General features: G+C 70.1%; 24 protein-coding genes. 14 read left to right on the forward strand and 10 right to left on the reverse strand.

The genetic code is table 11. From position 1 onward, the window contains the following. The first annotated feature begins 6 nt into the window (after positions 1-6). The 6 genes from atpA (at position 7) to ACFY1S_RS21295 (ending at position 6233) form a co-directional block, all read left to right on the forward strand. Positions 7-1659 (forward strand): F0F1 ATP synthase subunit alpha, encoded by a 1653-nt coding sequence (gene atpA, locus ACFY1S_RS21270; RefSeq protein WP_387120638.1) that lies wholly within the window; start codon positions 7-9, stop codon positions 1657-1659. A 4-nt stretch (positions 1660-1663) separates the two neighbouring features. Further along, a complete protein-coding gene (locus ACFY1S_RS21275; protein ID WP_364373889.1) occupies positions 1664-2593 on the forward strand; it encodes a F0F1 ATP synthase subunit gamma in 930 nt (309 codons plus the stop codon). Then, positions 2593-4029 (forward strand): F0F1 ATP synthase subunit beta, encoded by a 1437-nt coding sequence (gene atpD, locus ACFY1S_RS21280; RefSeq protein WP_387120641.1) that lies wholly within the window; start codon positions 2593-2595, stop codon positions 4027-4029. Before ACFY1S_RS21275 ends, atpD begins: the two co-directional genes overlap by 1 nt. A gap of 223 nt (positions 4030-4252) precedes the next feature. After that, positions 4253-5395, forward strand: coding sequence for an LCP family protein (locus ACFY1S_RS21285; RefSeq protein ID WP_387120644.1), 1143 nt, complete (start codon positions 4253-4255; stop codon positions 5393-5395). A gap of 88 nt (positions 5396-5483) precedes the next feature. Further along, positions 5484-5765: a F0F1 ATP synthase subunit epsilon gene (locus tag ACFY1S_RS21290; RefSeq protein ID WP_112584025.1), complete on the forward strand. Its 282-nt coding sequence runs from the start codon at positions 5484-5486 to the stop codon at positions 5763-5765. Between the two features lie 12 nt (positions 5766-5777). Then, entirely contained in the window at positions 5778-6233 is a 456-nt protein-coding gene (locus tag ACFY1S_RS21295) for a DUF2550 domain-containing protein (RefSeq protein WP_364373881.1), read from the forward strand. Positions 6234-6366: 133 nt separating this feature from the next. On the opposite strand, the gene ACFY1S_RS21300 is transcribed toward ACFY1S_RS21295, so the two are convergent. Both ACFY1S_RS21300 and ACFY1S_RS21305 read right to left on the reverse strand, forming a co-directional pair. Next, complete coding sequence (locus ACFY1S_RS21300) at positions 6367-6771, reverse strand: VOC family protein (protein ID WP_387121099.1); 405 nt, start codon at positions 6769-6771, stop codon at positions 6367-6369. After that, a complete protein-coding gene (locus tag ACFY1S_RS21305) occupies positions 6768-7340 on the reverse strand; it encodes a cob(I)yrinic acid a,c-diamide adenosyltransferase (RefSeq protein WP_387120649.1) in 573 nt (190 codons plus the stop codon). Before ACFY1S_RS21305 ends, ACFY1S_RS21300 begins: the two co-directional genes overlap by 4 nt. Here ACFY1S_RS21305 and murA point away from each other — a divergent pair. Continuing rightward, positions 7339-8781: a UDP-N-acetylglucosamine 1-carboxyvinyltransferase gene (murA, locus tag ACFY1S_RS21310; protein ID WP_387120652.1), complete on the forward strand. Its 1443-nt coding sequence runs from the start codon at positions 7339-7341 to the stop codon at positions 8779-8781. The genes ACFY1S_RS21305 and murA overlap by 2 nt on opposite strands. A gap of 20 nt (positions 8782-8801) precedes the next feature. Here murA and ACFY1S_RS21315 read toward each other — a convergent pair whose 3' ends face one another. Continuing rightward, a complete protein-coding gene (locus ACFY1S_RS21315; protein WP_387120655.1) occupies positions 8802-9350 on the reverse strand; it encodes an RNA polymerase sigma factor in 549 nt (182 codons plus the stop codon). 44 nt (positions 9351-9394) lie between these two features. Here ACFY1S_RS21315 and ACFY1S_RS21320 point away from each other — a divergent pair, with 44 nt between their 5' ends. Beyond that, positions 9395-10828, forward strand: coding sequence for a serine/threonine-protein kinase (locus tag ACFY1S_RS21320; RefSeq protein ID WP_387120658.1), 1434 nt, complete (start codon positions 9395-9397; stop codon positions 10826-10828). On the opposite strand, the gene ACFY1S_RS21325 is transcribed toward ACFY1S_RS21320, so the two are convergent. Beyond that, a complete protein-coding gene (locus tag ACFY1S_RS21325) occupies positions 10819-11229 on the reverse strand; it encodes a hypothetical protein (protein ID WP_387120661.1) in 411 nt (136 codons plus the stop codon). The two genes, ACFY1S_RS21320 and ACFY1S_RS21325, sit on opposite strands and share 10 nt — an antisense overlap. A 444-nt stretch (positions 11230-11673) precedes the next feature. Between ACFY1S_RS21325 and ACFY1S_RS21330 the strand changes: the two genes are divergently transcribed. Next, on the forward strand, positions 11674-12522 hold the full coding sequence (locus ACFY1S_RS21330; RefSeq protein WP_364373865.1) for a 3-hydroxyacyl-CoA dehydrogenase family protein: 849 nt from the start codon (positions 11674-11676) through the stop codon (positions 12520-12522). A gap of 39 nt (positions 12523-12561) precedes the next feature. On the opposite strand, the gene ACFY1S_RS21335 is transcribed toward ACFY1S_RS21330, so the two are convergent. Continuing rightward, entirely contained in the window at positions 12562-13407 is an 846-nt protein-coding gene (locus tag ACFY1S_RS21335; protein ID WP_387120664.1) for an ABC transporter permease, read from the reverse strand. Next, positions 13404-14255 (reverse strand): ABC transporter ATP-binding protein, encoded by an 852-nt coding sequence (locus ACFY1S_RS21340; protein ID WP_387120667.1) that lies wholly within the window; start codon positions 14253-14255, stop codon positions 13404-13406. Before ACFY1S_RS21340 ends, ACFY1S_RS21335 begins: the two co-directional genes overlap by 4 nt. A 150-nt stretch (positions 14256-14405) precedes the next feature. Between ACFY1S_RS21340 and ACFY1S_RS21345 the strand changes: the two genes are divergently transcribed. Next, a complete protein-coding gene (locus tag ACFY1S_RS21345) occupies positions 14406-16406 on the forward strand; it encodes a protein meaA (protein ID WP_387120671.1) in 2001 nt (666 codons plus the stop codon). Positions 16407-16413: 7 nt separating this feature from the next. On the opposite strand, the gene ACFY1S_RS21350 is transcribed toward ACFY1S_RS21345, so the two are convergent. Further along, entirely contained in the window at positions 16414-16710 is a 297-nt protein-coding gene (locus ACFY1S_RS21350) for a DUF1540 domain-containing protein (protein ID WP_364373853.1), read from the reverse strand. 745 nt (positions 16711-17455) lie between these two features. Here ACFY1S_RS21350 and ACFY1S_RS21355 point away from each other — a divergent pair. Continuing rightward, positions 17456-18016: a hypothetical protein gene (locus tag ACFY1S_RS21355; RefSeq protein ID WP_387120674.1), complete on the forward strand. Its 561-nt coding sequence runs from the start codon at positions 17456-17458 to the stop codon at positions 18014-18016. Between the two features lie 65 nt (positions 18017-18081). On the opposite strand, the gene ACFY1S_RS21360 is transcribed toward ACFY1S_RS21355, so the two are convergent. After that, a complete protein-coding gene (locus ACFY1S_RS21360) occupies positions 18082-18699 on the reverse strand; it encodes a DUF4126 domain-containing protein (protein ID WP_387120677.1) in 618 nt (205 codons plus the stop codon). 71 nt (positions 18700-18770) lie between these two features. Here ACFY1S_RS21360 and nucS point away from each other — a divergent pair, with 71 nt between their 5' ends. Beyond that, a complete protein-coding gene (gene nucS, locus ACFY1S_RS21365; RefSeq protein WP_139582662.1) occupies positions 18771-19430 on the forward strand; it encodes an endonuclease NucS in 660 nt (219 codons plus the stop codon). A gap of 4 nt (positions 19431-19434) precedes the next feature. Here nucS and ACFY1S_RS21370 read toward each other — a convergent pair whose 3' ends face one another. Beyond that, positions 19435-20094 carry an SAM-dependent methyltransferase gene (locus tag ACFY1S_RS21370; protein ID WP_387120680.1) on the reverse strand — a complete coding sequence of 220 codons (660 nt, stop codon included), beginning with the start codon at positions 20092-20094 and terminating at the stop codon, positions 19435-19437. A gap of 79 nt (positions 20095-20173) precedes the next feature. Beyond that, the gene (locus ACFY1S_RS21375; protein ID WP_387120683.1) at positions 20174-21670 is read right to left on the reverse strand and encodes an aldehyde dehydrogenase family protein; all 1497 of its coding nucleotides are present in this window, start codon (positions 21668-21670) and stop codon (positions 20174-20176) included. A gap of 255 nt (positions 21671-21925) precedes the next feature. Here ACFY1S_RS21375 and ACFY1S_RS21380 point away from each other — a divergent pair, with 255 nt between their 5' ends. Then, positions 21926-22342 (forward strand): FHA domain-containing protein, encoded by a 417-nt coding sequence (locus tag ACFY1S_RS21380; protein WP_387120686.1) that lies wholly within the window; start codon positions 21926-21928, stop codon positions 22340-22342. A 109-nt stretch (positions 22343-22451) separates the two neighbouring features. Next, positions 22452-23525 carry an alpha/beta fold hydrolase gene (locus tag ACFY1S_RS21385; protein ID WP_387120689.1) on the forward strand — a complete coding sequence of 358 codons (1074 nt, stop codon included), beginning with the start codon at positions 22452-22454 and terminating at the stop codon, positions 23523-23525. The last annotated feature ends 37 nt before the right edge of the window (positions 23526-23562 follow it).

The following is a 23562-nucleotide window of genomic DNA, read 5'->3' on the forward strand; positions in this document are numbered from 1 at the left end:
CAGAGGATGGCCGAGCTGACCATCTCGACGGAGGAGATCCGCGGCGCTCTGGAGCGCTACGTCTCCTCCTACTCGTCCGACGTCTCCCGCGAGGAGGTCGGCACCGTCGCCGACACCGGCGACGGCATCGCCCACGTCGAGGGCCTGCCCTCGACCATGACCAACGAGCTCCTGGAGTTCGAGGACGGCACGCTCGGCGTGGCGTTGAACCTCGACGTCCGGGAGATCGGTGTCGTCGTCCTCGGTGACTCCGCCAAGCTGGAGGAGGGGCAGCGCGTCAAGCGCACCGAGCGGGTTCTCTCCGTCCCGGTGGGCGACGCCTTCCTCGGCCGCGTGGTCAACGCGCTCGGCCAGCCGATCGACGGCCTCGGCGACATCGCCAACGAGGGCTTCCGCGAGCTGGAGCTGCAGGCTCCGAACGTGATGTCCCGGCAGTCCGTCGACGAGCCGCTGCAGACCGGCATCAAGGCCATCGACGCGATGACCCCGATCGGTCGGGGCCAGCGGCAGCTGATCATCGGCGACCGGAAGACCGGTAAGACCACCGTCGCCCTGGACGCCATCCTCAACCAGCGGGACAACTGGCGCACCGGTGACCCGAAGAAGCAGGTCCGCTGCATCTATGTCGCCATCGGTCAGAAGGCCTCCACCATCGCCTCGATCAAGGGGCAGCTGGAGGAGGCGGGCGCGATGGAGTACACGACGATCGTCGCCTCCCCGGCGTCCGACCCGGCCGGCTTCAAGTACCTGGCCCCGTACACCGGCTCGTCCATCGGGCAGCACTGGATGTACGGCGGCAAGCACGTCCTGATCGTCTTCGACGACCTGAGCAAGCAGGCCGAGGCGTACCGTGCCGTGTCGCTGCTGCTGCGTCGCCCGCCGGGCCGTGAGGCGTACCCGGGTGACGTCTTCTACCTGCACTCCCGTCTGCTGGAGCGTTGCGCGAAGCTCTCCGACGAGCTGGGTGGCGGCTCGATGACCGGCCTGCCGATCATCGAGACGAAGGCCAACGACATCTCGGCCTTCATCCCGACCAACGTCATCTCGATCACCGACGGCCAGATCTTCCTGGAGACCGACCTGTTCAACCAGGGCGTCCGTCCGGCGATCAACGTCGGTACCTCGGTCTCCCGGGTCGGTGGCGCCGCGCAGGTGAAGCCGATGAAGAAGGTCGCCGGCTCGCTGCGGCTCAACCTCGCGCAGTACCGCGAGCTGGAGGCGTTCGCCGCCTTCGCCTCCGACCTGGACCGGGCCTCCCGGGCCCAGCTGGACCGCGGTTCGCGCCTGGTCGAGCTGCTCAAGCAGCCGAACTACTCGCCGTTCCCGGTGCAGGAGCAGGTCGTCTCGGTCTGGGCCGGCACCGAGGGCAAGCTGGACGACATCCCGGTGGGCGAGGTGCGCCGCTTCGAGTCGGAGTTCCTCCAGTACCTGCGGCACAAGCACCAGGGCGTCCTGGCCGGGATCGCCGACAACCAGTGGAACGATGACATCATCAACTCCCTGGACGCCGCGATCGGCGAGTTCAAGCAGGTCTTCCTCGGCAAGGAGGACGAGCGCAAGGTCAACGACGCGCCGGCCGCCCCGCTGGAGGGTGACGAGAACCGCGAGACGGTGACCCGCTTCCGCGACGGCGCGACCGACCGCCCGGCCGAGAGCTGATCCCATGGCGGCCCAGGTACGCGTTCTTCGTCAACGGATCCGCTCGGCGAAGTCGATGAAGAAGATCACCAAGGCGATGGAGCTCGTGGCGACGAGCCGGATCGCCAAGGCCCAGGCCCGGGTGGAGGCGTCCCTGCCGTACGCCCAGGCCATCACCGGTGTGCTCACGGCGCTGGCGTCCAACGCGCGGATCGACCACCCGCTGCTCACCCCGCGCGAGCGGGTGCGGCGGGCGGGCGTCCTGTTGGTCACCAGCGACCGTGGACTGGCCGGCGGTTACAGCTCCAACGCGATCAGGATGGCGGAGTCGCTGATCGCGCGGCTCAAGGCGGACGGCAAGGAGCCGGTGCTCTACGTCATCGGGCGTAAGGGTGTCGGGTACTACCGGTTCCGTGACCGGCCGATGGAGGCGAACTGGACCGGGTTCAGCGAGCAGCCGTCGTTCGAGGACGCCCGTACCGTCGGTGAGACGCTGATCAAGGCGTTCACGGCCGGCGCGGACGACGTGGACGGTGGCGCCGGTGCGGATGGCGTGCTGGGTGTCGACGAGTTGCACATCGTCTACACCGAGTTCCACTCGCTGATGACGCAGACCCCGGTCACGAAGATCATCGGTCCGATGCAGGTGGAGGACCGGCCGCGCTCCGAAGGGCTGCTGCCGGCGTACGAGTTCGAGCCGGAGGCGGAGGCGCTGCTCGACGCGCTCCTGCCGAGGTACATCAACACGCGGATCTACGCGGCGTTGATCGAGTCGGCGGCGAGTGAGTCGGCGTCGCGTCGGCGGGCGATGAAGAGCGCCACCGACAACGCCGAAGAGATGATCGACAAGTACACGCGTGAGATGAACTCGGCCCGGCAGGCCGGGATCACCCAGGAGATCAGCGAGATCGTCGGCGGCGCCAACGCGCTGGCCGCGTCGGGAAGTGAAGTGTGATGACTGCCCCAGTAGAGACCAAGACGGCCACGGGTCGCGTGGTCCGGGTCATCGGCCCGGTCGTCGACGCCGAGTTCCCGCGCGACGCCATGCCGGCCCTGTTCAACGCCCTCAACGTGACGGTGAACCTGTCCGGCGGTGAGAAGACGCTGACCCTGGAGGTCGCCCAGCACCTGGGTGACAACCTGGTCCGCGCCATTTCGATGCAGCCGACGGACGGTCTGGTCCGTGGCGCGGAGGTGCAGGACCGCGGCGAGCCGATCACCGTTCCGGTGGGCGACGCGGTCAAGGGCCACGTGTTCAACGCGATCGGCGAGTGCCTCAACCTCACCGAGGGCGAGACCATCCAGGCGGACGACAGGTGGGGCATCCACCGCAAGGCCCCGGCCTTCGCCGACCTGGAGCCGAAGACCGAGATGCTGGAGACCGGCATCAAGGTCATCGACCTGCTCGCCCCGTACGTCAAGGGCGGCAAGATCGGCCTGTTCGGCGGCGCGGGCGTGGGCAAGACGGTGCTCATCCAGGAGATGATCACCCGTGTTGCCCGTAACTTCGGTGGTACGTCGGTGTTCGCCGGCGTGGGTGAGCGGACCCGTGAGGGCAACGACCTCATCGCCGAGATGACCGAGTCCGGCGTCATCGACAAGACCGCGCTCGTCTACGGCCAGATGGACGAGCCGCCGGGCACGCGTCTGCGGGTGGCGCTCTCCGCGCTGACCATGGCGGAGTACTTCCGGGACGTGAAGAAGCAGGAGGTGCTGCTCTTCATCGACAACATCTTCCGCTTCACCCAGGCCGGTTCGGAGGTCTCCACCCTGCTCGGCCGTATGCCGAGCGCGGTGGGTTACCAGCCGACCCTCGCCGACGAGATGGGCGAGCTCCAGGAGCGGATCACCTCCGTCCGGGGCCAGGCCATCACCTCGATGCAGGCGATCTACGTGCCGGCGGACGACTACACCGACCCCGCCCCGGCCACCACGTTCGCCCACCTCGACGCGACCACCAACCTGGAGCGGTCGATCTCCGACAAGGGCATCTACCCGGCCGTGGACCCGCTGGCGTCCTCGTCCCGGATCCTCGCCCCGGAGTTCGTCGGCCAGGAGCACTTCCAGGTCGCCACCGAGGTGAAGCGGATCCTGCAGCGCTACCGCGACCTGCAGGACATCATCGCCATCCTCGGCATCGAGGAGCTCTCCGAGGAAGACAAGATCACCGTGCAGCGCGCGCGGCGGATCGAGCGTTTCCTCTCGCAGAACACGTACGCCGCGGAGCAGTTCACCGGTGTGCCGGGCTCGACGGTCCCGATCAAGGAGACCATCGAGGCGTTCCGCAAGATCAGCGAGGGCGAGTACGACCACTTCCCCGAGCAGGCGTTCTTCATGTGCGGCGGTCTCGAGGACCTGGAGCGTAAGGCTGAGGAGCTGATGAAGGGCTGACCAGCCCGATCGGATTCGTCACCAAAAGACTGCCCCGGCCATGCCGGGGCAGTCTTTTGTTCACCTTCGCGCCCTACCATCGTCGCGGTCCGTTCCTCGTGGTCGTCGCTCCCGCGTCGGCCGCGCTACGGTCGTTCCGCGCGCTCATGTGACACGAGCGTTCATCTTTGCAACCTTTCGGCGACGTGCGCCCGTCTTTCCCACGTGGGCGTAACGAACGGAGATGCTCGTGGCTAAGGCCGGCAAGAGTGGCCGCAGGAAGTCCGTGTGGCGGGGCGTCCCACGCTGGGCCAGGGTCTGCACGGTCTTCGGCGCCGTGTTGACCCTGCTCAGCGGGGCGGCGCTGGTCGGCACCGAGGTGCTGATGGCCCGCTACGAGGGCGCGGTCGGCAAGGCCGACCTCTTCGGCGACCAGGCGGCGGGCGCCAAGGAGAAGAAGAGCGACATCAAGGGCCCCCTGAACATCCTGCTGGTGGGCATCGACCCGCGTACGCCCACGGCGGCGCCGCTGGCCGACTCGATCATGATCCTGCACGTGCCGGCCTCGATGGACCGGGCGTATCTCTTCTCGCTGCCACGCGACCTCTACGTCGACATCCCCGCGTTCAAGAAGGCCAACTTCCACGGCGAGAAGACGAAGATCAACGCTGCGATGTCGTTCGGCAGCCGGGTGCCCGGCGCCAACCCCGACGCGGCACGCGGCTTCGAACTGCTGGCCACGACCGTGCAGAACGTGACGGGCATCAAGCGGTTCGACGCCGGCGCGATCATCAATTTCACCGGCTTCCAGAAGATCGTCGACGCGATGGGTGGCGTCGACATGTACATCGAGCGCGAGGTGCGGTCTGAGCACAAGCAGCCGGACGGCAAGCCTCGGCCGGGCAACACGCGTGGCGAGGGTTACGTCGGGCCGCAGGCGGTCTACACGAAGGGCACCCACCACCTCAAGGGGTGGCAGGCGTTGGACTACGTCCGGCAGCGCTACCCGAAGAACGGTGTCCCGGACGCCGACTACGGTCGGCAGCGCCACCAGCAGCAGTTCGTCAAGGCCACGGTGGGTCAGGCGTTCAGCGCCGACGTGGTGGCCAACCCGATCAAGCTGGACAAGGTGCTCCGCGCGGCCGGACAGTCGTTGATCTTCAATGGTCGGGGCAACAGCGTCGTCGACTTCGGGCTCGCGCTGAAGGACATCCGCCCCAACACCATTCAAATGATCAAGCTGCCTGGCGGGGGAGTGTACGACGGCAAAAAGTACCTGGGGGAACAGTTCCAGGAGGGCGTCCCGGACTTCTTCACGGCCCTGCACAACGAGCAACTGGACCCGTTCCTCCTGGAGCATCCGGAATTCCAGAACAAGACCAAGTAGGCGGGGCGTTGTTTTCCCACCCGCGTGGGGAGCGCGCCGGAGTCACGGCTAGACTTTCGGCAATCCGCCGCCGCAGCAAGGAGACAGCGTGGCACAGCAGCTTCACGTCGAGCTCGTCGCCGTCGAGGAGAAGGTCTGGTCCGGTGACGCCGAAATGGTAGTCGCCCGGACGACCGAGGGTGAGCTTGGTGTCCTGCCGGGGCACGCTCCGCTGCTCGGCCAGCTCGCCGAGCCCGGCCAGGTCCGCATCAAGCTGGCCGGCGGTGAGCAGGTCGCGTACGACGTGGCCGGCGGCTTCCTCTCGGTGAGCGCCGACGGCGTCACCGTGCTGGCCGAGAGCGCTACCCCGGTTTCCGCGCAGAGCCGCTGAGCCATACCGGGGATGGAGATCGTCGAAGGGATCGGGATCGGCGTCGCCGTCATCCTCGTCGCCGTCCTCGTCCTCTTCGTCAGGCGGGCCGTGGTCACCCGCAGCGGTGGCATCATCCGGCTCAGCGTCCGGGTCACCACAGTCCTCGACGGTCGTGGCTGGTCACCCGGCTTCGGCCGGTTCTGCGGTGACGAGCTGCGCTGGTACCGGATGTTCAGCTTCGCCCTGCGCCCCAAGCGGGTGCTGTCCCGCAAGGATCTCGCCGTCGAGCGCCGACGGCTGCCCGAAGGGCAGGAGCGGCTCTCCATGCCTGCCGACTGGGTGATCCTGCGGTGTACCAGTCACCACGCACCTGTCGAGATCGCCATGGCGCGGTCGACAGTGACCGGATTTCTCTCCTGGCTCGAGGCCGCCCCTCCGGGGGCGGTCTCGCCGCGTATGGCCTCCCAGGACTGGCCGGCCGCCTGAGGCTCGTCGCTTTTCGGGTTTCCGGGGGGAGCCCACCCGGCTCCGGGCGGTCAAGCTTGATCCCTGCGCCGGGCGGGCTCCCCCCGGAAACCCCGTCCTGGGCCCTGTGCGTCGATCTGACGTGCTTTTTGATCTACTGCCGTTGTCTGGTGGCGACCAGTTCCGCCTCGTAGCCCTGGTTGTCGGTGAGGTAGGCGGCGTAGGTGCCCGGGCCGCCGGCGTGCGGGTGGCGGTCGGGAAAGAGCAGCGACCAGCCGTGCGCCGGCGCGTCCGCGACCAGACGGTCCACGGCGGCCGGCGGGCCGGCGTGGAATGCCAGGTGGTTCAGCCCCGGGGCGAGCCGGTCGTGCACCGGCCCGGAGAGCGCCGGTGACCGCTCCAGCACCAGGTAGGTCCCGCCCAGGCGCCAGGAGCGGCCGGCCGGCCACTCCTGGTAGGGCGTCCAGCCCAACTCGCCGAGGAGCCAGCCCCAACTACGCGTGGCGGCGGCGAGATCGGGAACCCACACCTCCACGTGGTGCAGGGCGCCCACGCTCAGCGCTTACCGCCCGGGACCCATAGCACATCTCCCGCCGGATTTGCCGTTCTTGACAGGATAAAGAGCAGATCGGAGAGCCTGTTGAGATACTTTGCCGGGAGCGGGCTGGTCCGGTCCGGATCGTGGCTGACCAGCGCCCACGCCGCTCGTTCCGCACGCCGGGCAGTGGTACGCGCCACGTGCAGCAGTGCCGCACCCGCGGTGCCGCCGGGGAGGATGAAGGAGTCGAGCTTGCTCAGGCGTGCGTTGTACTCGTCGCACCAGCCCTCCAGGCGCTCGACGTACTCCTCGGTCACCCGCAGCGGCGGGTACTTCGGGTCCGGCTCGACAGGGGTGGACAGGTCGGCGCCGACGTCGAACAGGTCGTTCTGCACCGACCCCAGCACGCCCCGCAGCTCCTCGTCGAGCTGCCCCAGGGCGATCGCGACGCCGATCGCCGCGTTGCACTCGTCGACGTCGGCGTACGCGGCGATCCGTGGATCGGTCTTCGGCACCTGCTCGTTGTTGCTCAGCCTGGTCATGCCGGCGTCGCCGGCCTTGGTGTAGATGCGCGTGAGGTGGACGGCCATGACGCACAGCCTACGGATACCGGACCTGACGATCCCGGCGCGTCCGGACGCCACGACCGCCTGGCCGGCGGTGGTGGGTCCCGGCGACGCCGGCGATCCGGCGGTCAGCGACGTCGACGTCATCCGGGTGCGCGGTGACGCCCGGCTGACCGGCACCGTGCACGTCGTCGGTGCCAAGAACTCGGCGTTGAAGCTGATGGCCGCCGCGCTGCTCGCTCCGGGCCGCAGCGTCATCACCAACGTCCCCCGGATCACCGACATCGCGATCATGGGCGAGGTGTTACGCCGGCTGGGTTGCGACGTCGAGTTCGACGCCGACGATCCGGTCGACCCGATGGTCGCCCGAGGGGGCGTCGCCCGGTCCCGTTCGGTGACCATCGACGTGCCCGAGCAGCCGGGGGCGGACGCGGACTACGACCTGGTCCGCCGGCTGCGCGCGTCGATCTGCGTGCTCGGTCCCCTGCTGGCCCGCCGGGGGTACGTGCGGGTGGCCCACCCCGGCGGCGACGCCATCGGCTCCCGTGGGTTGGACATGCACATCTCCGGGCTGACCCGGATGGGTGCGGAGATCTCCGGCGAGCACGGGTTCGTCATCGCGTCGGCGCCGCACGGGCTGCGTGGCGCCGACATCGTGCTGGACTTCCCCAGCGTGGGCGCGACCGAGAACCTGGTGATGGCCGCGGTGCTCGCCCAGGGCACCACGATGATCGACAACGCGGCCCGGGAGCCGGAGATCGTCGACATCTGCACGATGCTCAACCAGATGGGCGCGCGGATCGCCGGCGCCGGCACGTCCACGCTGCGGATCACCGGCGTCCCCGGGCTGCGCCCGGTGCGCCACGCCACGGTGGGGGACCGGATCGTCGCCGGCACGTGGGCGTTCGGCGCGGCCATGACCAGAGGAGACGTGACTGTCACCGGGTTGGACCCGGCCTTCCTGGAGGTCGCGCTCGACAAGGTGGTCGCGGCCGGCGGCCTGGTCGAGACGCGTGGGAACGGCTTCCGGGTACGGATGGACGACCGGCCCCGCGCGGTGGATGTCGTGACCCTGCCGTACCCCGGCTTCGCCACCGACCTGCTGCCGATGGCGATCGGGCTCGCCGCCGTCAGCGACGGCGCCTCGCTGATCACCGAGAACATCTTCGACGGCCGGTTCATGTTCGCCAACGAGATGATGCGCCTCGGTGCGGACATCAAGACCGACGGGCACCACGCGGTGGTCAGGGGTCGGGACCGGTTGTCCGGCGCGCCGGTGCGGGCCACCGACATCCGCGCCGGCGCCGGGCTGATCATCGCCGGGCTCTGCGCGGACGGGGTCACCGAGGTATCCCACGTGCACCACGTCGACCGGGGCTACCCGGACTTCGTGGCCGACCTGCGGGCGCTGGGGGTGGCGGTGGAGCGGGGTACCGCGCCGGAGGAACCGTCGCTGGAGATCTGACGCCGCAGCCTGCCTTCCGGTCAGGCGGCGTGCAGCGACGCGCGTACGTGCTTTCGCGCGTCGTGGATGCGGGACTTCAGGGTGCCGACCGGAATCGCGAGATGCTCGGCGATCTCGTCGTAGGCCAACTGGCACACGTCACGGAGCACCAGCGGGGCGACCAGCTCGGGTCGGTGCGCCTCCAGTCGTTCCAGCGCGTCCAGCAGGTCGAGTCGGGAACCCGCGATCACGCTCGTGGTGCGTGGGTCGGGGGCATCGAGCGGGAGCAGCGGCGTGGACTGCTCGTCGGCCCGGCGCTTGAGGCTCCGGTACGTCTGCCGGGCGCAGTTGGCAGTGATGACGTACAGCCAGGTGGAGAACTTCGACCGTCCCGCGAAACCGCCAATGTTGCGGGCGACCTGTAGAAGGGCGTCCTGGCACGCCTCTTCGGCGTCCTGCCGGCAGGGGAGGAGGCGGAGACACTGCCGTAGGACCTGCGGACCGATCTTCGTCAGCAACGAGTCAAGAGCGGCGGCGTCGCCCGTCGCGGCGCGATCGGCCAGCTCCTCGATCGCAAGATCCTCTGACATGCTCAGGCCCCGTTCCTCAGCGTCTTGTCGGACATAATACGGGCGTGTCAGTGCCCGACAAGATCGGTCGATACCGCGTTGTGCGGCGTATCGGCTCCGGAGCGTTCGCCACGGTGTGGCTCGGCGCCGACGACGCGCTGGATGCCTCCGTCGCGATCAAGGTGCTGGCAGACAACTGGTCGTACCATGCCGATCTGCGGGAGCGGTTCGAGCAGGAAGCACGGATCATGCGGCGGACCGATTCCAGCCTGCTCGTCCGTGTGCTCGACGTCGGTGAGCTGCCGGACGGACGGCCGTATCTCGTCATGCCGTACGCGGCCGGTGGCACCCTCGCGGATCGGCTCGGCTCGGGGCCGATGCCGGTACGAGAGGCGTTGCTCGTCGCGGCGGACATCGCCAGCGCCGTCACGGTGCTGCACGAGGCCGGTGTGCTGCACCGCGACCTCAAGCCGTCCAATGTGCTGTTTCAGCCGGCCCCGGGCCGGGACCGGGTGCTGGTCGCCGACCTCGGCCTGGCCAAGGCGCTCGCCAACGCGTCGGGCTTCACCATCGCCGCCGGCACACCCGGTTACATGCCACCCGAGCAGGCCACACCCGGTGGAGGTCTGGACATCCGTGCCGACGTGTACGCGATCGGCGCGACCACGTACCACATGCTGACCGGGAGCCCTCCCGAGCAGGCCGGCCGGGCGGGCAGGGGTGGGCGGGCGTTGCCCAGGCCGTCCCAGGTGCGGCCCGGCATTCCGTCCACCGTGGACGACCTGGTGCGACGTGCGCTGCACCACGACCCCCGGCAACGCTGGGCGTCCGCCGCGGTGATGCTCGAGGAGCTGCACCGGGTCATCGCGTCGATGGAACGGGACACGGGTCGCGGCCGGTTCGTGCGGCGGTCGGCACGGGTCGTCGGCGTCGGGGTCGCACTGGTCGCGCTCCTGGCCACGGCGGGGTCCAGCTCCACGGTGCCGGCACGATCAGGCTGGGTACGCGTGGACGACGCCTCTGGTGCTCTCTCCGTCGCGGTGCCGGCGAGCTGGGCCGGCGAGGTGAAGGACGCCGGCTGGAATCCTCTGGCGCTGCGACTTCCCGCCGGCCGCGCCCCGGGTCTCGTGGTCGCCCCGGACCTCACCGCCTGGCCGGATCCGGCGAGCGCGATACCCGGTGTCTTCGTCGGAGCGAGCAAGGCCCTGCTCGCCGGCGGCCCGGCGCCCGCGTTGCCCAGCCACACTGCCTGCGTCCAACAGCCCGAGCGGACCGTGGACGTCGGCGGCAACCAGGCACGGGTACGTCGATGGACATCGTGTGGCGACTCGGTCTCGTTCAGCGAGGTGGTGCTCTCCGTGCCGCGGCGCGGCTATGGCGTCTATCTGCAGATCAAGCAGGTCGGCGACGCCGACCTAACCGACGACATCCTTGCCGGCCTGCGGTTGTCCAGCTCACTGGCACCGCAGGCCGGCCGGGTCGGTTCCGTCTACTCGTAGCAGTTCTGGTTCGAGTACTGAAGCGTCAGCGCGGTGACAGTGCCGTTTCGCGTCGCGATGCGGTAAACGGCCTTGTCGTTGCCGGGGGTCTTTGCGTAGCCGCGACCGTTGGTGGCGTCCCCGTCGGCCGCCTTCCACGTCGGGTAGATCCGCAGCATGTCCGCGCTGGACATGCCGATTCGCGCTCCTTCATGCGTCTTGATGCTGCCGTACGCGTCGATGACGGCGAGCCCCAGAGTCCCGGAGAAAATCACCAGCCCTCGATCGGTCGGGGCGGACGTCAGATGTGCCGACGCGCAGCCGTCCCCCTTGGTGGGGAACGGGCGCAGCATTCCCGTCGCGGTGGCCTGCTGACGGGACATCCCGAGCTTCAGCGAGCCAAGGCCGTTCGGGCCCAGCACGAGCGGGGCGGTGGTGGTGGGCCTGCTGGACGGCCGGGCGGACGGCGAGGGCGGCGTGGCCGACGTCGGCGGGGGCGCCGTCGGCGTCCCGGTGGTGGGCGCGGTGGGCGCGGCGGTCGTCTGATCCGGCGAACCGGCCGGTGCCGCGTCACCGCTCCGGTGCGTGGGTGACGCGCACGCCCCCACGAGCAGGAGGCAGGTGATTGTTCCGACCACAGGCATTGCACGCATCGTTGACTCCTGGCTCGTTCCATCGGGTTGTCGTAGGGTTCGATGCACTGGCGCGGACGTTTGTTCGCCGCGCGGAGTCGTGAATCCGTCACACCAGTGCGGCATCATGTCACGACCCGTGCCCGACGTCCTGTCGTCAGGAGCCCTTAGCGGTCGTTCAGGCTCGCCGACTAGGGTGCAGGAAGGCACTCAATCGCAGCGAGGGAGAAGTAGATGGCGGGTCGACTCGCGGTCGTCGGGGCTGGGCTGATGGGTTCCGGCATCGCCCAGGTGGCGGCGCAGGCGGGCTGGCAGGTGACGCTGCGCGACCTGGACGACGCGGCCACCACGCGAGGGCTCGGCGGCATCCGGAAGTCCCTGGAGAAGTTCGCCGAGAAGGGCAGGATCGAGGCGTCCGAGGTCGAGGCGACGCTGGCCCGGATCACCCCGACCACCGACCTGGAGGCGGCGGCGGACGCGGACATCGTGGTCGAGGCGGTCTTCGAGCGGCTGGAGATCAAGCACGAGGTGTTCCGCGCGCTGGACAAGATCTGCAAGTCGGACGCGGTGCTCGCCACCAACACCTCGGCCATCCCGGTCACCCAGATCGCCGCGGTCACCGAGCGGCCCGAGGCCGTCGTCGGCACCCACTTCTTCTCGCCGGTGCCGATGATGCAGCTCTGCGAGCTGGTACGCGGTTACAAGACCAGCGACGCCACGCTGGCCACCGTGCGGGCCTTCGCCGAGGAGATCGGCAAGACGGTCGTGGTGGTCAACCGGGACATCGCCGGCTTCGTCACCACCCGGCTGATCTCCGCCCTGGTGGTGGAGGCGGTCAAGCTCGTCGAGTCCGGCGTGGTGTCCGCCGAGGACCTGGACACCGCCTGCCGGCTGGGCTTCGGGCACGCCATGGGCCCGCTGGCCACCACGGACCTGACCGGGGTGGACGTGCTGCTGCACGCCTCGAAGAACATCTACACCGACACGGCCGACGAGAAGTTCTTCCCGCCGGAGCTGCTCCAGCGCATGGTCACCGCCGGTGACCTCGGCCGCAAGACCGGCAAGGGCTTCTACACGTACTGAGCGACGACGGCCGGGGCGGATCCCGCCCCGGCCGGCCGGTCAGCCGTCGCGCTTGGTGGTCCAGCGGAACGTGGTCAGGCAGAGCACCAGACCGATCACGCACCACAGGCCGAGCACGAGCGCGGTCCGGCCCAGCTCGAACGAGCCGCCCGGCTCCTGGGCGCCGAAGCTCTCCGGCAGGAAGACCGCGCGCAGTCCCTGGCACATCCACTTGAGCGGGAACAGCGCGGCCACCTGCTGCATCCAGGTGGGCAGGTCGGTGAAGATGAAGAACACCCCGGAGATGAACTGGAGCACCAGGGCGACCGGGGTGACCACCGCCGAGCCGCTGCGGGCGCTGCGGGCCAGCGACGAGATGGCTATGCCGCACAGGGTGCAGGCGGTCACCCCGAGCCCGGCGACCCAGCCGAAGGTCAACCACTTCCCGGCGGTGCCCGGCAGGTCGAGGTCGAACAGCGCCACCGCGACGGCCAGCAGGAGCGCGGTCTCGGCGATGCCGATCGCCACCACCATGATCACCTTTCCGGCGAACCAGACCCACTTCGGCATCGGCGTGCCCCGGTAGCGCTTGAGCACCCCCCGATCCCGCTCGACCGGGATCCAGATGCCCAGGTTCTGGAAGCTCACAGTCATCAGGCCGGTCGCGATCATGCCGGTGATGAAGTACTGGGTGTACTTGACCCCGCCGCCGATCTCCCCGCTGAAGATCGACGCGAAGATCAGGATCATGATGATGGGGAAGCCCATGGTGAAGACCACGGACTCCCTGCTGCGCAGGAACTGGGTGATCTCCAGCCGGCCCTGGCGCAGGGCGAGCGTGCCGGCGCCGGGCCGACGGCCGCGGCTCGCGGTGACAGGCGTCGCCGGCTTCGTCGTGGTCGTCATCGCGCGTGTCCGATCATCGTGAGGTAGACGTCCTCCAGGGTCGGCCGGGTCACCGTGAGGCCGGGGACCTCGCCCCCGTAACTTGCGGCCAGGTCGGCCACGAAGGCCGTCGGCGTCGCGCTCTGCGCGCTTTCCAGCGTCCCTTCCGGGGTACGCCAGGAGACAGTCGCGAGGGCCTCCTGTCGGTTGCCGAGCCGGTTCGGTGCGGCCACCTCGACCAGCCGCCCGCCGGCGATCACGCCGACTCGGTCCGCGAGGGCCTCCGCCTCGTCCAGGTAGTGCGTGGTCAGCACGATCGTGGTGCCGGCCGCTGCGAGGTCGCGGATCAGCTCCCAGAACTCTCGGCGGGCCTCCGGGTCGAAACCCGTGGTCGGCTCGTCGAGGAAGAGCAGCTCAGGCCGGCCGATGATGCCCAACGCCACGTCCAGGCGGCGCTTCTGGCCGCCGGAGAGGGTGTGGGTGCGGGCCTTCGCCTTGCCGGCCAGCCCGACCCGTTCGATTACCTTGTCCGGGTCGTCGGCGTCGGCATAGAAGCCGGAGAAGTGCCGGACCACCTCGGCCACTGTCAGCTCGTCGAACTCCCCGGTGCCCTGCAGCACGATGCCCACCCGGGACCGCCAGTCCGGATCGGCCTGGGCCGGGTCCGTGCCGAGCACCGTCACCTCGCCCGAGTCGCGGTGTCGGTAGCCCTCCAGGATCTCCACCGTGGTGGTCTTGCCGGCCCCGTTCGGCCCGAGCAACGCGAACACCTCACCGCGGTGGACGTCGAGGTCCACGCCCGCCACCGCCACGTTGTCGCCGTACGCCTTGCGCAGCCCGCGGACGGAGATGGCCAGCTCGTCATCCATGAGTCCAGTGTGCGTCCTTGCTACCAGGGACCGCTGCCCGGGGTGTGGCGGTCCCCGCCACTGCGGGCGCTTGGTACCCGGACGTCCCCGACATGGACCTGTGTGGTTTTCCACAGCTCCTTTTACTGAACGGTAACTTAGACTCCGGCCATGGATGAGACGCCGAGCCGGTTGCCCGAGCGGGACCGCCCGTGGGTGATGCGCACCTACGCCGGTCACTCGTCGGCCACCGCGACCAACGCCCTCTTCCGCCGCAACCTGGCGAAGGGGCAGACCGGTCTCTCGGTCGCCTTCGACCTGCCCACCCAGACCGGGTACGACCCGGACCACGAGCTGGCCACCGGCGAGGTCGGCAGGGTCGGCGTCCCGGTGGCCCACCTCGGGGACATGCGGGCGCTCTTCGACGGCCTCCCGCTCGCCGACACGAACACCTCGATGACCATCAACGCTCCGGCAATGTGGCTGCTCGCCCTCTACGGCACGGTGGCCACGGAGCAGGGCGCCGAGCTGGCCCGCTGCGCCGGCACCACGCAGAACGACATCATCAAGGAGTACCTGTCCCGGGGGACGTACATCTTCCCGCCGGCCGCGTCCCTGCGACTGACCGCCGACGTGGTCGCGTACACGCTGCGCGAGATGCCCCGGTGGAACCCGGTGAACATCTGCTCGTACCACCTCCAGGAGGCCGGCGCGACGCCCGTGCAGGAGGTCGGATTCGCGCTTGCCACCGCCGTCGCCGTCCTCGACGCGGTCCGCGACTCCGGCCAGGTGCCGGCCGAGCGGATGGGTGACGTGGTGCAGCGGATCTCGTTCTTCGTCAACGCCGGTGTGCGTTTCGTCGAGGAGATCGCCAAGATGCGCGCGTTCGGCGCGCTCTGGAACGAGATCACCCGGGACCGGTACGGCGTCACCGAGGCCCGGCAGCGCCGCTTCCGCTACGGCGTGCAGGTCAACTCGCTCGGCCTGACCGAGGCGCAGCCGGAGAACAACATCCAGCGCATCGTGCTGGAGATGCTCGGCGTCACGCTGTCCCGCGACGCCCGCGCCCGCGCGGTGCAACTGCCCGCCTGGAACGAGGCGCTCGGCCTGCCCCGCCCCTGGGACCAGCAGTGGTCGCTGCGGATGCAGCAGGTCCTGGCGTACGAGTCGGACCTGCTCGAATATCCCGACCTCTTCGCCGGCTCGTACGTGATGACAGCTCTCGTCGACGAGATCGTCACCGGCGCCCGCGTGGAACTGGACAAGGTGCTGGAGCTGGGCGGCGTCGTGGCCGCCGTGGAGACCGGCTACCTCAAGAGCGCGCTCGTCGCCTCGCTGGCCGAGCGCCGCCGCCGGATGGAGTCCGGCGCCGACGTGGTGGTCGGGGTCAACCGCTTCGCCGAGACCGAGCCGTCCCCGTTGACCGCGGCCGGCGCGGAGGCGGTCGAGCAGGTCGACCCGGCGGTCGAGGCCTCCGCCACGGACGCCGTACACGGGTGGCGGGCCGAACGGGACACGGCTGCCGTCGACGCGGCCCTGACCCGGCTCCGCGCGGACGCCGCGACCACCACCAACCTGATGCCGGCCACCCTGGAGTGCGTGCGGGCCGGGGTGACCACCGGCGAGTGGGCCGGCGCGCTGCGCCAGGTCTTCGGCGAGTACCGGGCACCCACCGGCCTGGCCGGCGCCACCGGGACCGGCGGAGACCCGGGTCTCGCTGCGGTCCGTGAACGGGTCACCGCCACCGCCCGGGAACTCGGCAGCGGACGACTGCGGCTCCTGGTCGGCAAGCCCGGCCTGGACGGGCACTCGAACGGCGCCGAGCAGATCGCGGTACGCGCCCGCGACGCCGGCTTCGAGGTCGTCTACCAGGGAATCCGGCTGACCGCCGGGCAGATCGTGGCCGCCGCCGTCGAGGAGGACGTCGACCTGGTCGGGCTCTCCGTGCTGTCCGGCTCGCACCTCGCCGCCGTACCCGCGGTGCTCGACGGTCTGCGCGCCGCCGGCCGGGGCGACCTTCCGGTGGTGGTCGGCGGCATCATCCCCGCCGGCGACGCCGACACGCTGCGGGCCGCCGGAGTGGCCCGCGTCTTCACGCCCAAGGACTTCGCGCTCACCGGCATCATCGACGACCTGGTGACGGTCATCCGGCGGGCGAACGACCTGCCCTGAGGTGGGGTCAGCGACCGGAGTACGTCATGCAGTCGGCCAGGTCGTTGTCCGGGCCGACCTTGATGGACGACGCGTGGCACTCCAACTGCTCGTTGTGCCGGCAGTCGGAGCGCTGGCAGGCGCCCACCTGGGCGATCAGGCTGTCCACGCCACCCCGCACCGGTGACTCGACGAAGGTGTGGCAGTGCGCGTGATCCATGCTGCCGATCGTGATCGCAAAGGCGTGGCAGTCGCCCGACTGGTTGTACGCACACGCCGCGACCACGCACTCCTGGACCCGGGGCATCTCCATCGCTGTGGTCATGCCAACCTCCTCTAGGCTCTTGTCTGATCCTAGGCATTTGTCGGCCTTGCGTACCGCGATATGTCCGCCCCCCAATCGGCGGCTCCGGAGGGCCGGTGCCCGTGCTCCTCGGGGCGACCCGATGCCCTCGCCCGCCCGGGAGGGGGCATTTCTCCGTCGCCGGGCGCAATCGCACGATCATGATCGACGCCATGTCGCCGATGTGGCGGTGTCTGGGCATCCCGAATGGCGCCGTATCGGCGATATGGAGTGGATCATCGCCCTGAGCGCCCGGCATGCCCCCGCCCGGCGCGTCTGGGGGGGTGTTTGTCCGGTTTGGGGTCGTGTGGGTGGTGCCCGGTCGCACCGGTGCGGCGGAATGGTGGCCGGCCGGGGGTCGTTACACACACTGACGAACGCAGGACCACGGCCACTCGGCACCCGCGACGGGTTGGAATGCCCGACCTGGCCCGCTCGTTGCAAACCCGGGCGCCGCCTCGATGTGGGTGCCACCGGATGGGCCGCCCCCGGAATGACCCCGGTCGGCCGGTCGTTACACCGACCCCCGGGCACCGCCTCGATGCGGGTGCCGCCGGATGGGCCACCCCCGGAATGACCCCGGCCCCCGGGTCGTTACACCCGGACCCCGGCGCCGTGAGCCCCCGGCTCGCTGGCCGCCGACCCCCCGACTTTGTGCAGCGCCGGACGAGGTGCTCACACCCGGCTTGTCACGCGGGTGTTTCCTACCCCCGAAGGAGCTACCCCCATGAACACGATCATGCGCAAGAGTGTGCTGTCCGTTGCTGGTCTGGCCTTCGCCGGTGGCGTCTTCGCCGGCCCCGTCGCCGCCCACGCCAACCCGGTCGACGCCAAGCCCGCCGCCGCCGCGGTGCAGACGGCCGCGCCGAAGCCGCAGGGCGAGCAGTCGCACATCACCCTGAACGACGAGCAGAGCGCGAACGTCAAGGCGATCATCGCCGCGACGAAGAAGGCCGGCCTGCCCGAGCGGGCCGCGGTCATCTCGATCGCCACGAGCCTGCAGGAGTCGAAGCTGGAGAACCTCGGGCACCTCGGCGACCGCAACGACCACGACTCGCTGGGCCTGTTCCAGCAGCGCCCGTCCAGTGGTTGGGGTACGCCGGAGCAGATCACTGACCCCGAGTACTCCACCACCGCGTTCCTCAAGGGTTTGAAGCAGGTCGACGGGTGGCAGGACATGGCGTTGACCGACGCCGCGCAGACCGTGCAGGTCTCGGCCTACCCGGACGCCTACGCCCAGTGGGAACAGCAGGCCACCGACCTCGTGGCCCAGCACTGGAACAGCTGACCCCGTGAAACAACCGATGGCCGGCACCCCCACACTTGGGGTGCCGGCCATCGGCATGTTCGACATCAGACGCGGAAGCCGGCGGCGCGGGCCGCCTCCCGTTCGCGGCGACGTTCGGAGCGGCGGCGTACGAACCAGAAGACGAAGAACACCAGGCCGAGCAGGAACGCCAGGACCAGCACCGGCAGGATGATCGCCACCAGCGAGACGACAACGCTCGTGGCGTCCTCGGCGGTGCTGGCCACCGGGGCGCCGAACCCGGCGGTGGCCGCGTTGACGACCGGGCGTGCGGCGGACTTGAGCAGGTGGACGCCGAACGCGAGCGCGACGCCGGTGGCCACCGGCACCCACTGGTGACTGGAGAAGAAGCTTCCGGGGTCGCTGACCGTGACCGTCTCCGACGACGAGCCCGCACCGAAGGCCAGACCGCCTGCGGTGGGGCGGACGACGGTCTGCACGACGTCATTGATGTGGTCGACGACAGGCACCTTGTCGGCCACCATCTCCACGGCGAGCAGGACGGCGAGGATGAGGATGACCCAGCCGTTGCCGAGCCACGTCCAGCCGCTGGGCAGGTCGATGAGGTCGCTGTAGCGGGCGAGCAGGCCGAGGGTGAGCAGGGGTATGTAGGCGTTCAACCCCGCCGAGGCGGCGAGGCCGGTACCGGTGAGAACTTCGAGCACGGTCTCAGCATCGCATCGACGCGCCAGTGCCGCTCGGTGGCGACCGGCGGGTGCTCGGCTACCCTCGTCGGGTGCGGTTGGTCATTGCGAAGTGCTCGGTGGACTACGTCGGACGGCTCTCGGCTCACCTGCCGCCGGCCACTCGGCTGTTGATGGTGAAGGCGGACGGGTCGGTGTCGATCCACGCCGACGACCGGGCGTACAAGCCGCTGAACTGGATGAGCCCGCCCTGTCGGCTGGAGGAGGCGCCGGGCGTGTGGCGGGTCGTCAACAAGGCCGGCGAGGAACTGCGGATCACCCTGGAGGAGATCTTCCAGGACACCTCGTACGAGCTGGGTGTGGATCCGGGCCTGCGCAAGGACGGGGTGGAGGCGCATCTGCAGGAGTTGCTGGCCGCCAACCCGGGTGTGCTGGGTGAGGGGTACACGCTGGTCCGCCGCGAGTACATGACGGCCATCGGTCCGGTCGACCTGCTCTGCCGGGACGCCAACTCCGGGGCGGTCGCCGTCGAGGTCAAGCGGCGCGGTGAGATCGACGGGGTGGAGCAGCTCACCCGCTACCTCGAACTGATGAACCGTGATCCGCTGCTCAGCCCGGTCAGCGGTGTCTTCGCCGCGCAGGAGATCAAGCCGCAGGCGCGGGTGCTCGCCACCGACCGGGGCATCAGGTGCGTGGTCGTGGACTACGACAAGCTGCGCGGCATCGAGAAGGACGAGCTGACCCTCTTCTGACCGGTCACGCGCCGGTCCGTACCGCGATAAGCGATTTCGGCAGGCCGACCACGCGCTCGACGAGCATCCGCGAGTCGGGGAAGTAGTGCCGCATCTGCGAGCGGTCCAGCAACTCGGTCCACAGCACCTGGTGGATCGCGGCCTCGTGGCTGCGTGTGGGTTTGTGGCCAAGTGGCCAGCGGCGGGCGAGCGCGGTGCGCAGTCGTACCGGGAGGAACTGCATTCCGGGCGCGATCCAGTGTGGCTCGATGGGGAAGTAGCGGTAGGGCGTCTGCACCCAGTGCCGCTCGGCCAGCGCACGGGCGGTGGCGGCGAATCGTAGGCGGCGTTCGTGCCCGCCCACGTGCTCCAGCACCGAGTTGGAGAAGACCAGGTCGTAGTCGCCCCTGGCGAGGCGTGCCGGCAGTTCGCAGGCGTCGGCCTGCTCGACGTGGGCCCATTCCGGCACGGCGACTGGCGGTTGTTCCAGGTTGACGACTGTCACGCGGGCCGGTCGTACGGTGGCGCGGTGCCAGGTGCCGAGCCGGCCACCGAGGTCGACGACGTGCATGTCCCTAAGGTCGGGGAAGGTACGCGCAAGCCAGTCCGCGCGGTGCCGCCGCCGTCGAGCGCTCCACGACTGGTCACTGTCGACAAGGCGGTAGCGCAATCGATTAGGGCCCATTTAACGCAATGTACCGCCGTGCCTACCGGGTACAAACATGTGGATACGCCGATCCCGGTGGAGATCGGTTATCCGACACTCACCTGCCGTACATCGTCTTGATGACGCGGACGAGCCGTGCCACGTCGGTCGGCGTGCGGTCGAAGGTCATCGACGGCAGCAGCGACCGGGCGCGCCGCCGGGTGATGGCCTTGGCCCTGCCGAACTCGCGCAGCCCGTCCTCTCCATGGATGCGCCCGAAGCCCGAGTCGCCGACCCCGCCGAACGGCAGCGTGGACATCCCCGCGAAGGTCAGGCTGGAGTTGACCGAGGCCATCCCGGAGCGCAGCCGCCGGGCGATGGAGACCGCCCGGCGCCGGCCGAAGACCGAACCCCCGAGGCCGTACGGCAGGGCGTTGGCACGCGTGACGGCCTCGTCGGCATCGCGGACCCGGCTGATGGTGAGCGTCGGGCCGAAGGTCTCCTCCCGGACGGCCGCCGACTCCTCCGGGACGTCCACGAGCACTGTCGGGTGGACGTACGGCGGCTGCACCGCGTCCGGGCCGCCCAGTACGGCGCGTCCGCCCGAGGCGATGGCGGCGTCGATGTGGCGGCGGATCACGTCGAGCTGCGTGGGCATCGTGATCGGGCCGATGTCGGCGCCCTCCGGCCCTACGGTCAGCCGGCCGGCGCGGGTCACCACCTTGTCGACGAAGGCGTCGAAGACGGGGTCGACGACGTACACCCGCTCGATGCCGATGCAGGTCTGACCGGCGTTCGTCATGCCGCCCCACACACACGCCTCGGCGGCGGCGTCCAGATTCGCGTCGCTGTCGACGATCATGGCGTCCTTGCCGCCACCCTCGATCAGCACCGGGGTCAGCGTCTCGGCGCAGGCGGCCATCACCTTGCGGGCCGTCGCCGTGGAGCCGGTGAAGGCCACCTTGTCGACCCCGGAGCGGCACAGCGCGGCGCCCACGTCGCCCATCCCGTGTACGGCGGTGAACACCTGATGCTCGGGCACCACCTCGGCGAAGCTGTCCACCAGCCACTGGCCGCTCGCGGGCGTGTACTCGCTCGGCTTGAGCACGACGGCGTTGCCGGCGGCCAGGGCGTACGCGGCCGAGCCGATGGGGGTGAAGACCGGATAGTTCCACGGCCCGATCACGCCGACCACCCCGTACGGCTGGTATTCGAGCATGCCGGAGAACTCGGCGAGGATGAGCCGCGACCGCGCCCGACGCGAGCCGAGCACCCGGCCGGCGTTGCGGGCGGCCCAGTCGATGTGCTCGATCGCGGTGACGATCTCGACGATGGCGTCGGCGACAGGCTTGCCGCCCTCGACGTGTACCAGTTCGGCGAGCTGCTCGATCCGCTTGGCGAGCAGGGCCCGCCAGCGCAGCAGACGCGCGCGACGGCCGGCGAAGCCGAGCCCCGCCCACCATTCGCCGGCGGCGCGGGCACGCTCGACGGCCTGTCGTACGTCGGCGTCGGTGGCGACCGGGAAGCGACCGGCCTCGGCGCCGGTGGCGGGACTTGTCGAGATCAGCTGGCCCGCCTCGACGAGAGGGGCGCCGGGGACATGCACTGCCGTCATGGCGGAAGCTTAGACCCGAATACTACTCACTGGTAGGCCGCGATTCGGGTAGGTGGGACGGGAGTCCCACCTACCCGCCCGCTCGTTGATCAGTGCAGGTCAGGCCCCGGGTATCGAAACTCGGCCGCCCGAATCGTCGAACGGTGGGTAGCCGGGAGGTGACGAGGAGCTGACCGGCCGGTCGGTATTGACGATTACTGTCTGATGGCAGGCTGACGCGCGGAGTGACGGTGTGGGGTGGAGGGCTGACTGTCCATGGAGGAACATCCGGAACTGATGCCGCTGTTGACGGTCGCCGGTGGGCCGATGCGCGGGGCGAGCTTTCGGCTGCGGGCCGAAGCTCAGGTGATCGGGCGGGCGCCGACCGGTCACGTGGTCATCAACGATCCGCACCTGAGCCGCAGGCACGCGGAGGTGTGGCTGGCCCCGGAGGGCCCGTCGCTGCGCGACCTCGGCTCGACGAACGGCACCTGGCTCAACGACCGCCGGATCACCGGGACCGAGCTGCTCTCCGACGGCGACGTGATCCGGATCGGTCGCACCGAGCTGCGCCTGTTCGACCCGGGGGTCGCGCACACCGACCCGGTGGGGCTCCGGTTCGGTCCGCCCCGGCGCGACGTCCGGCCGACGTTGCCGCTGCCGCTGGCCGCGCCGCCCACCGCCCGGCGCTAGGCGGTCGCACACCGCGACGAGCGGGCACCGCACCTGGCTGACGGCCACACCGGGCGGAAGTACCGAGTGGGGCCGACGCACCTGGACCGGCGCGTACCGCCGTGGCAGCATGCCGCGGATGGAAACCGAGCAGCGGACCGTCACGGCCAACGGCATCACCCAGGCGGTACGCGTCGCCGGCCCGCCGGACGGCACGCCAGTGCTGCTGATCCACGGCAACTGCTCGTCCTCGCTGTTCTGGGAGCCACTGATCCGGCGGCTGCCGCCGACGCTGAGGATCGTCGCACCGGACCTGCGCGGCTACGGCGACACGGGGACCGCGCCGGTGGACGCCACCCGTGGCCTGCGGGACTTCGCCGACGACGTGGCCGCCCTGCTGGACGACCCCGCGCTCTTCGGCGCCAGCGCCGCGCGTCCGGTGGTGGTCGGGCACTCCCTCGGCGGTGGCGTGGCGATGCGGCTGCTCGTCGACCACCCGCAGCGGGTACGCGCGCTGCTGCTCGCCGCGCCGGTCTCCCCGTACGGCTTCGGCGGCACCCGGGACCTGACCGGCACGCCTACCACCCCCGACTTCGCCGGGACGGGCGCCGGCACGGCGAACCGGGACTTCGTCGCCCGGCTCGCCGCCGGCGACCGGAGCGCCGAGGCGCAGGCCAGCCCCCGTGCCGTGCTGCGGGCGACCTACGTGGCGGACCCGGGGGCGCTGGGCACCGACGAGGAGTTGCTGCTGGACAGCCTGCTCTCCACCAGAACGGGCGACGACAACTACCCGGGCACGTCGGCGCCGTCGGAGAACTGGCCGGGCGTCGCGCCGGGGGAGCGGGGCGTGCTCAACGCGCTCGCGCCCACCTGGTTCCGGCTCGCCGACGAGCTGGTCGCCGTGGTCGACAAGCCGCCTGTCACCTGGGTACGCGGTGACGCCGACGTGATCGTGTCGGACACCTCGCTGTTCGACCTGGCGTACCTGGGCTCGCTGGGCGTGGTGCCCGGCTGGCCCGGTGAGCAGGACTGCCCGCCGCAGCCGATGGTCGGCCAGACCCGGGCGGTGCTGGAGTGGTACGCGGGGGCCGGCGGCGCGTACCACGAGGTCGTGTTGCCCGGCTGCGGGCACACTCCGCACCTGGAACGCCCGGCGGAGTTCGTCGCGGAGCTGCTGGCCCTGACCGACGTGCCCGCCGTGTAGCGGAGCTGGGGCGCGGTGGGTGAAATATGCCACGGCG

This window comes from Micromonospora sp. NPDC000663 (assembly GCF_042898105.1).
Lineage (GTDB): Bacteria > Actinomycetota > Actinomycetes > Mycobacteriales > Micromonosporaceae > Micromonospora.

Coding starts and splice junctions, on each gene's coding strand:
- atpA (WP_387120638.1), top strand. CDS start 7: ATGGCCGAGCTGACCATCTCGACGGAGGAGATCCGCGGCGCTCTGGAG.
- ACFY1S_RS21275 (WP_364373889.1), top strand. CDS start 1,664: ATGGCGGCCCAGGTACGCGTTCTTCGTCAACGGATCCGCTCGGCGAAG.
- atpD (WP_387120641.1), top strand. CDS start 2,593: ATGACTGCCCCAGTAGAGACCAAGACGGCCACGGGTCGCGTGGTCCGG.
- ACFY1S_RS21285 (WP_387120644.1), top strand. CDS start 4,253: ATGCTCGTGGCTAAGGCCGGCAAGAGTGGCCGCAGGAAGTCCGTGTGG.
- ACFY1S_RS21295 (WP_364373881.1), top strand. CDS start 5,778: ATGGAGATCGTCGAAGGGATCGGGATCGGCGTCGCCGTCATCCTCGTC.
- murA (WP_387120652.1), top strand. CDS start 7,339: ATGACGCACAGCCTACGGATACCGGACCTGACGATCCCGGCGCGTCCG.
- ACFY1S_RS21305 (WP_387120649.1), bottom strand. CDS start 7,340: ATGGCCGTCCACCTCACGCGCATCTACACCAAGGCCGGCGACGCCGGC.
- ACFY1S_RS21315 (WP_387120655.1), bottom strand. CDS start 9,350: ATGTCAGAGGATCTTGCGATCGAGGAGCTGGCCGATCGCGCCGCGACG.
- ACFY1S_RS21330 (WP_364373865.1), top strand. CDS start 11,674: ATGGCGGGTCGACTCGCGGTCGTCGGGGCTGGGCTGATGGGTTCCGGC.
- ACFY1S_RS21335 (WP_387120664.1), bottom strand. CDS start 13,407: ATGACGACCACGACGAAGCCGGCGACGCCTGTCACCGCGAGCCGCGGC.
- ACFY1S_RS21340 (WP_387120667.1), bottom strand. CDS start 14,255: ATGGATGACGAGCTGGCCATCTCCGTCCGCGGGCTGCGCAAGGCGTAC.
- ACFY1S_RS21345 (WP_387120671.1), top strand. CDS start 14,406: ATGGATGAGACGCCGAGCCGGTTGCCCGAGCGGGACCGCCCGTGGGTG.
- ACFY1S_RS21350 (WP_364373853.1), bottom strand. CDS start 16,710: ATGACCACAGCGATGGAGATGCCCCGGGTCCAGGAGTGCGTGGTCGCG.
- ACFY1S_RS21355 (WP_387120674.1), top strand. CDS start 17,456: ATGAACACGATCATGCGCAAGAGTGTGCTGTCCGTTGCTGGTCTGGCC.
- ACFY1S_RS21370 (WP_387120680.1), bottom strand. CDS start 20,094: ATGGGCCCTAATCGATTGCGCTACCGCCTTGTCGACAGTGACCAGTCG.
- ACFY1S_RS21375 (WP_387120683.1), bottom strand. CDS start 21,670: ATGACGGCAGTGCATGTCCCCGGCGCCCCTCTCGTCGAGGCGGGCCAG.
- ACFY1S_RS21380 (WP_387120686.1), top strand. CDS start 21,926: ATGGAGGAACATCCGGAACTGATGCCGCTGTTGACGGTCGCCGGTGGG.
- ACFY1S_RS21385 (WP_387120689.1), top strand. CDS start 22,452: ATGCCGCGGATGGAAACCGAGCAGCGGACCGTCACGGCCAACGGCATC.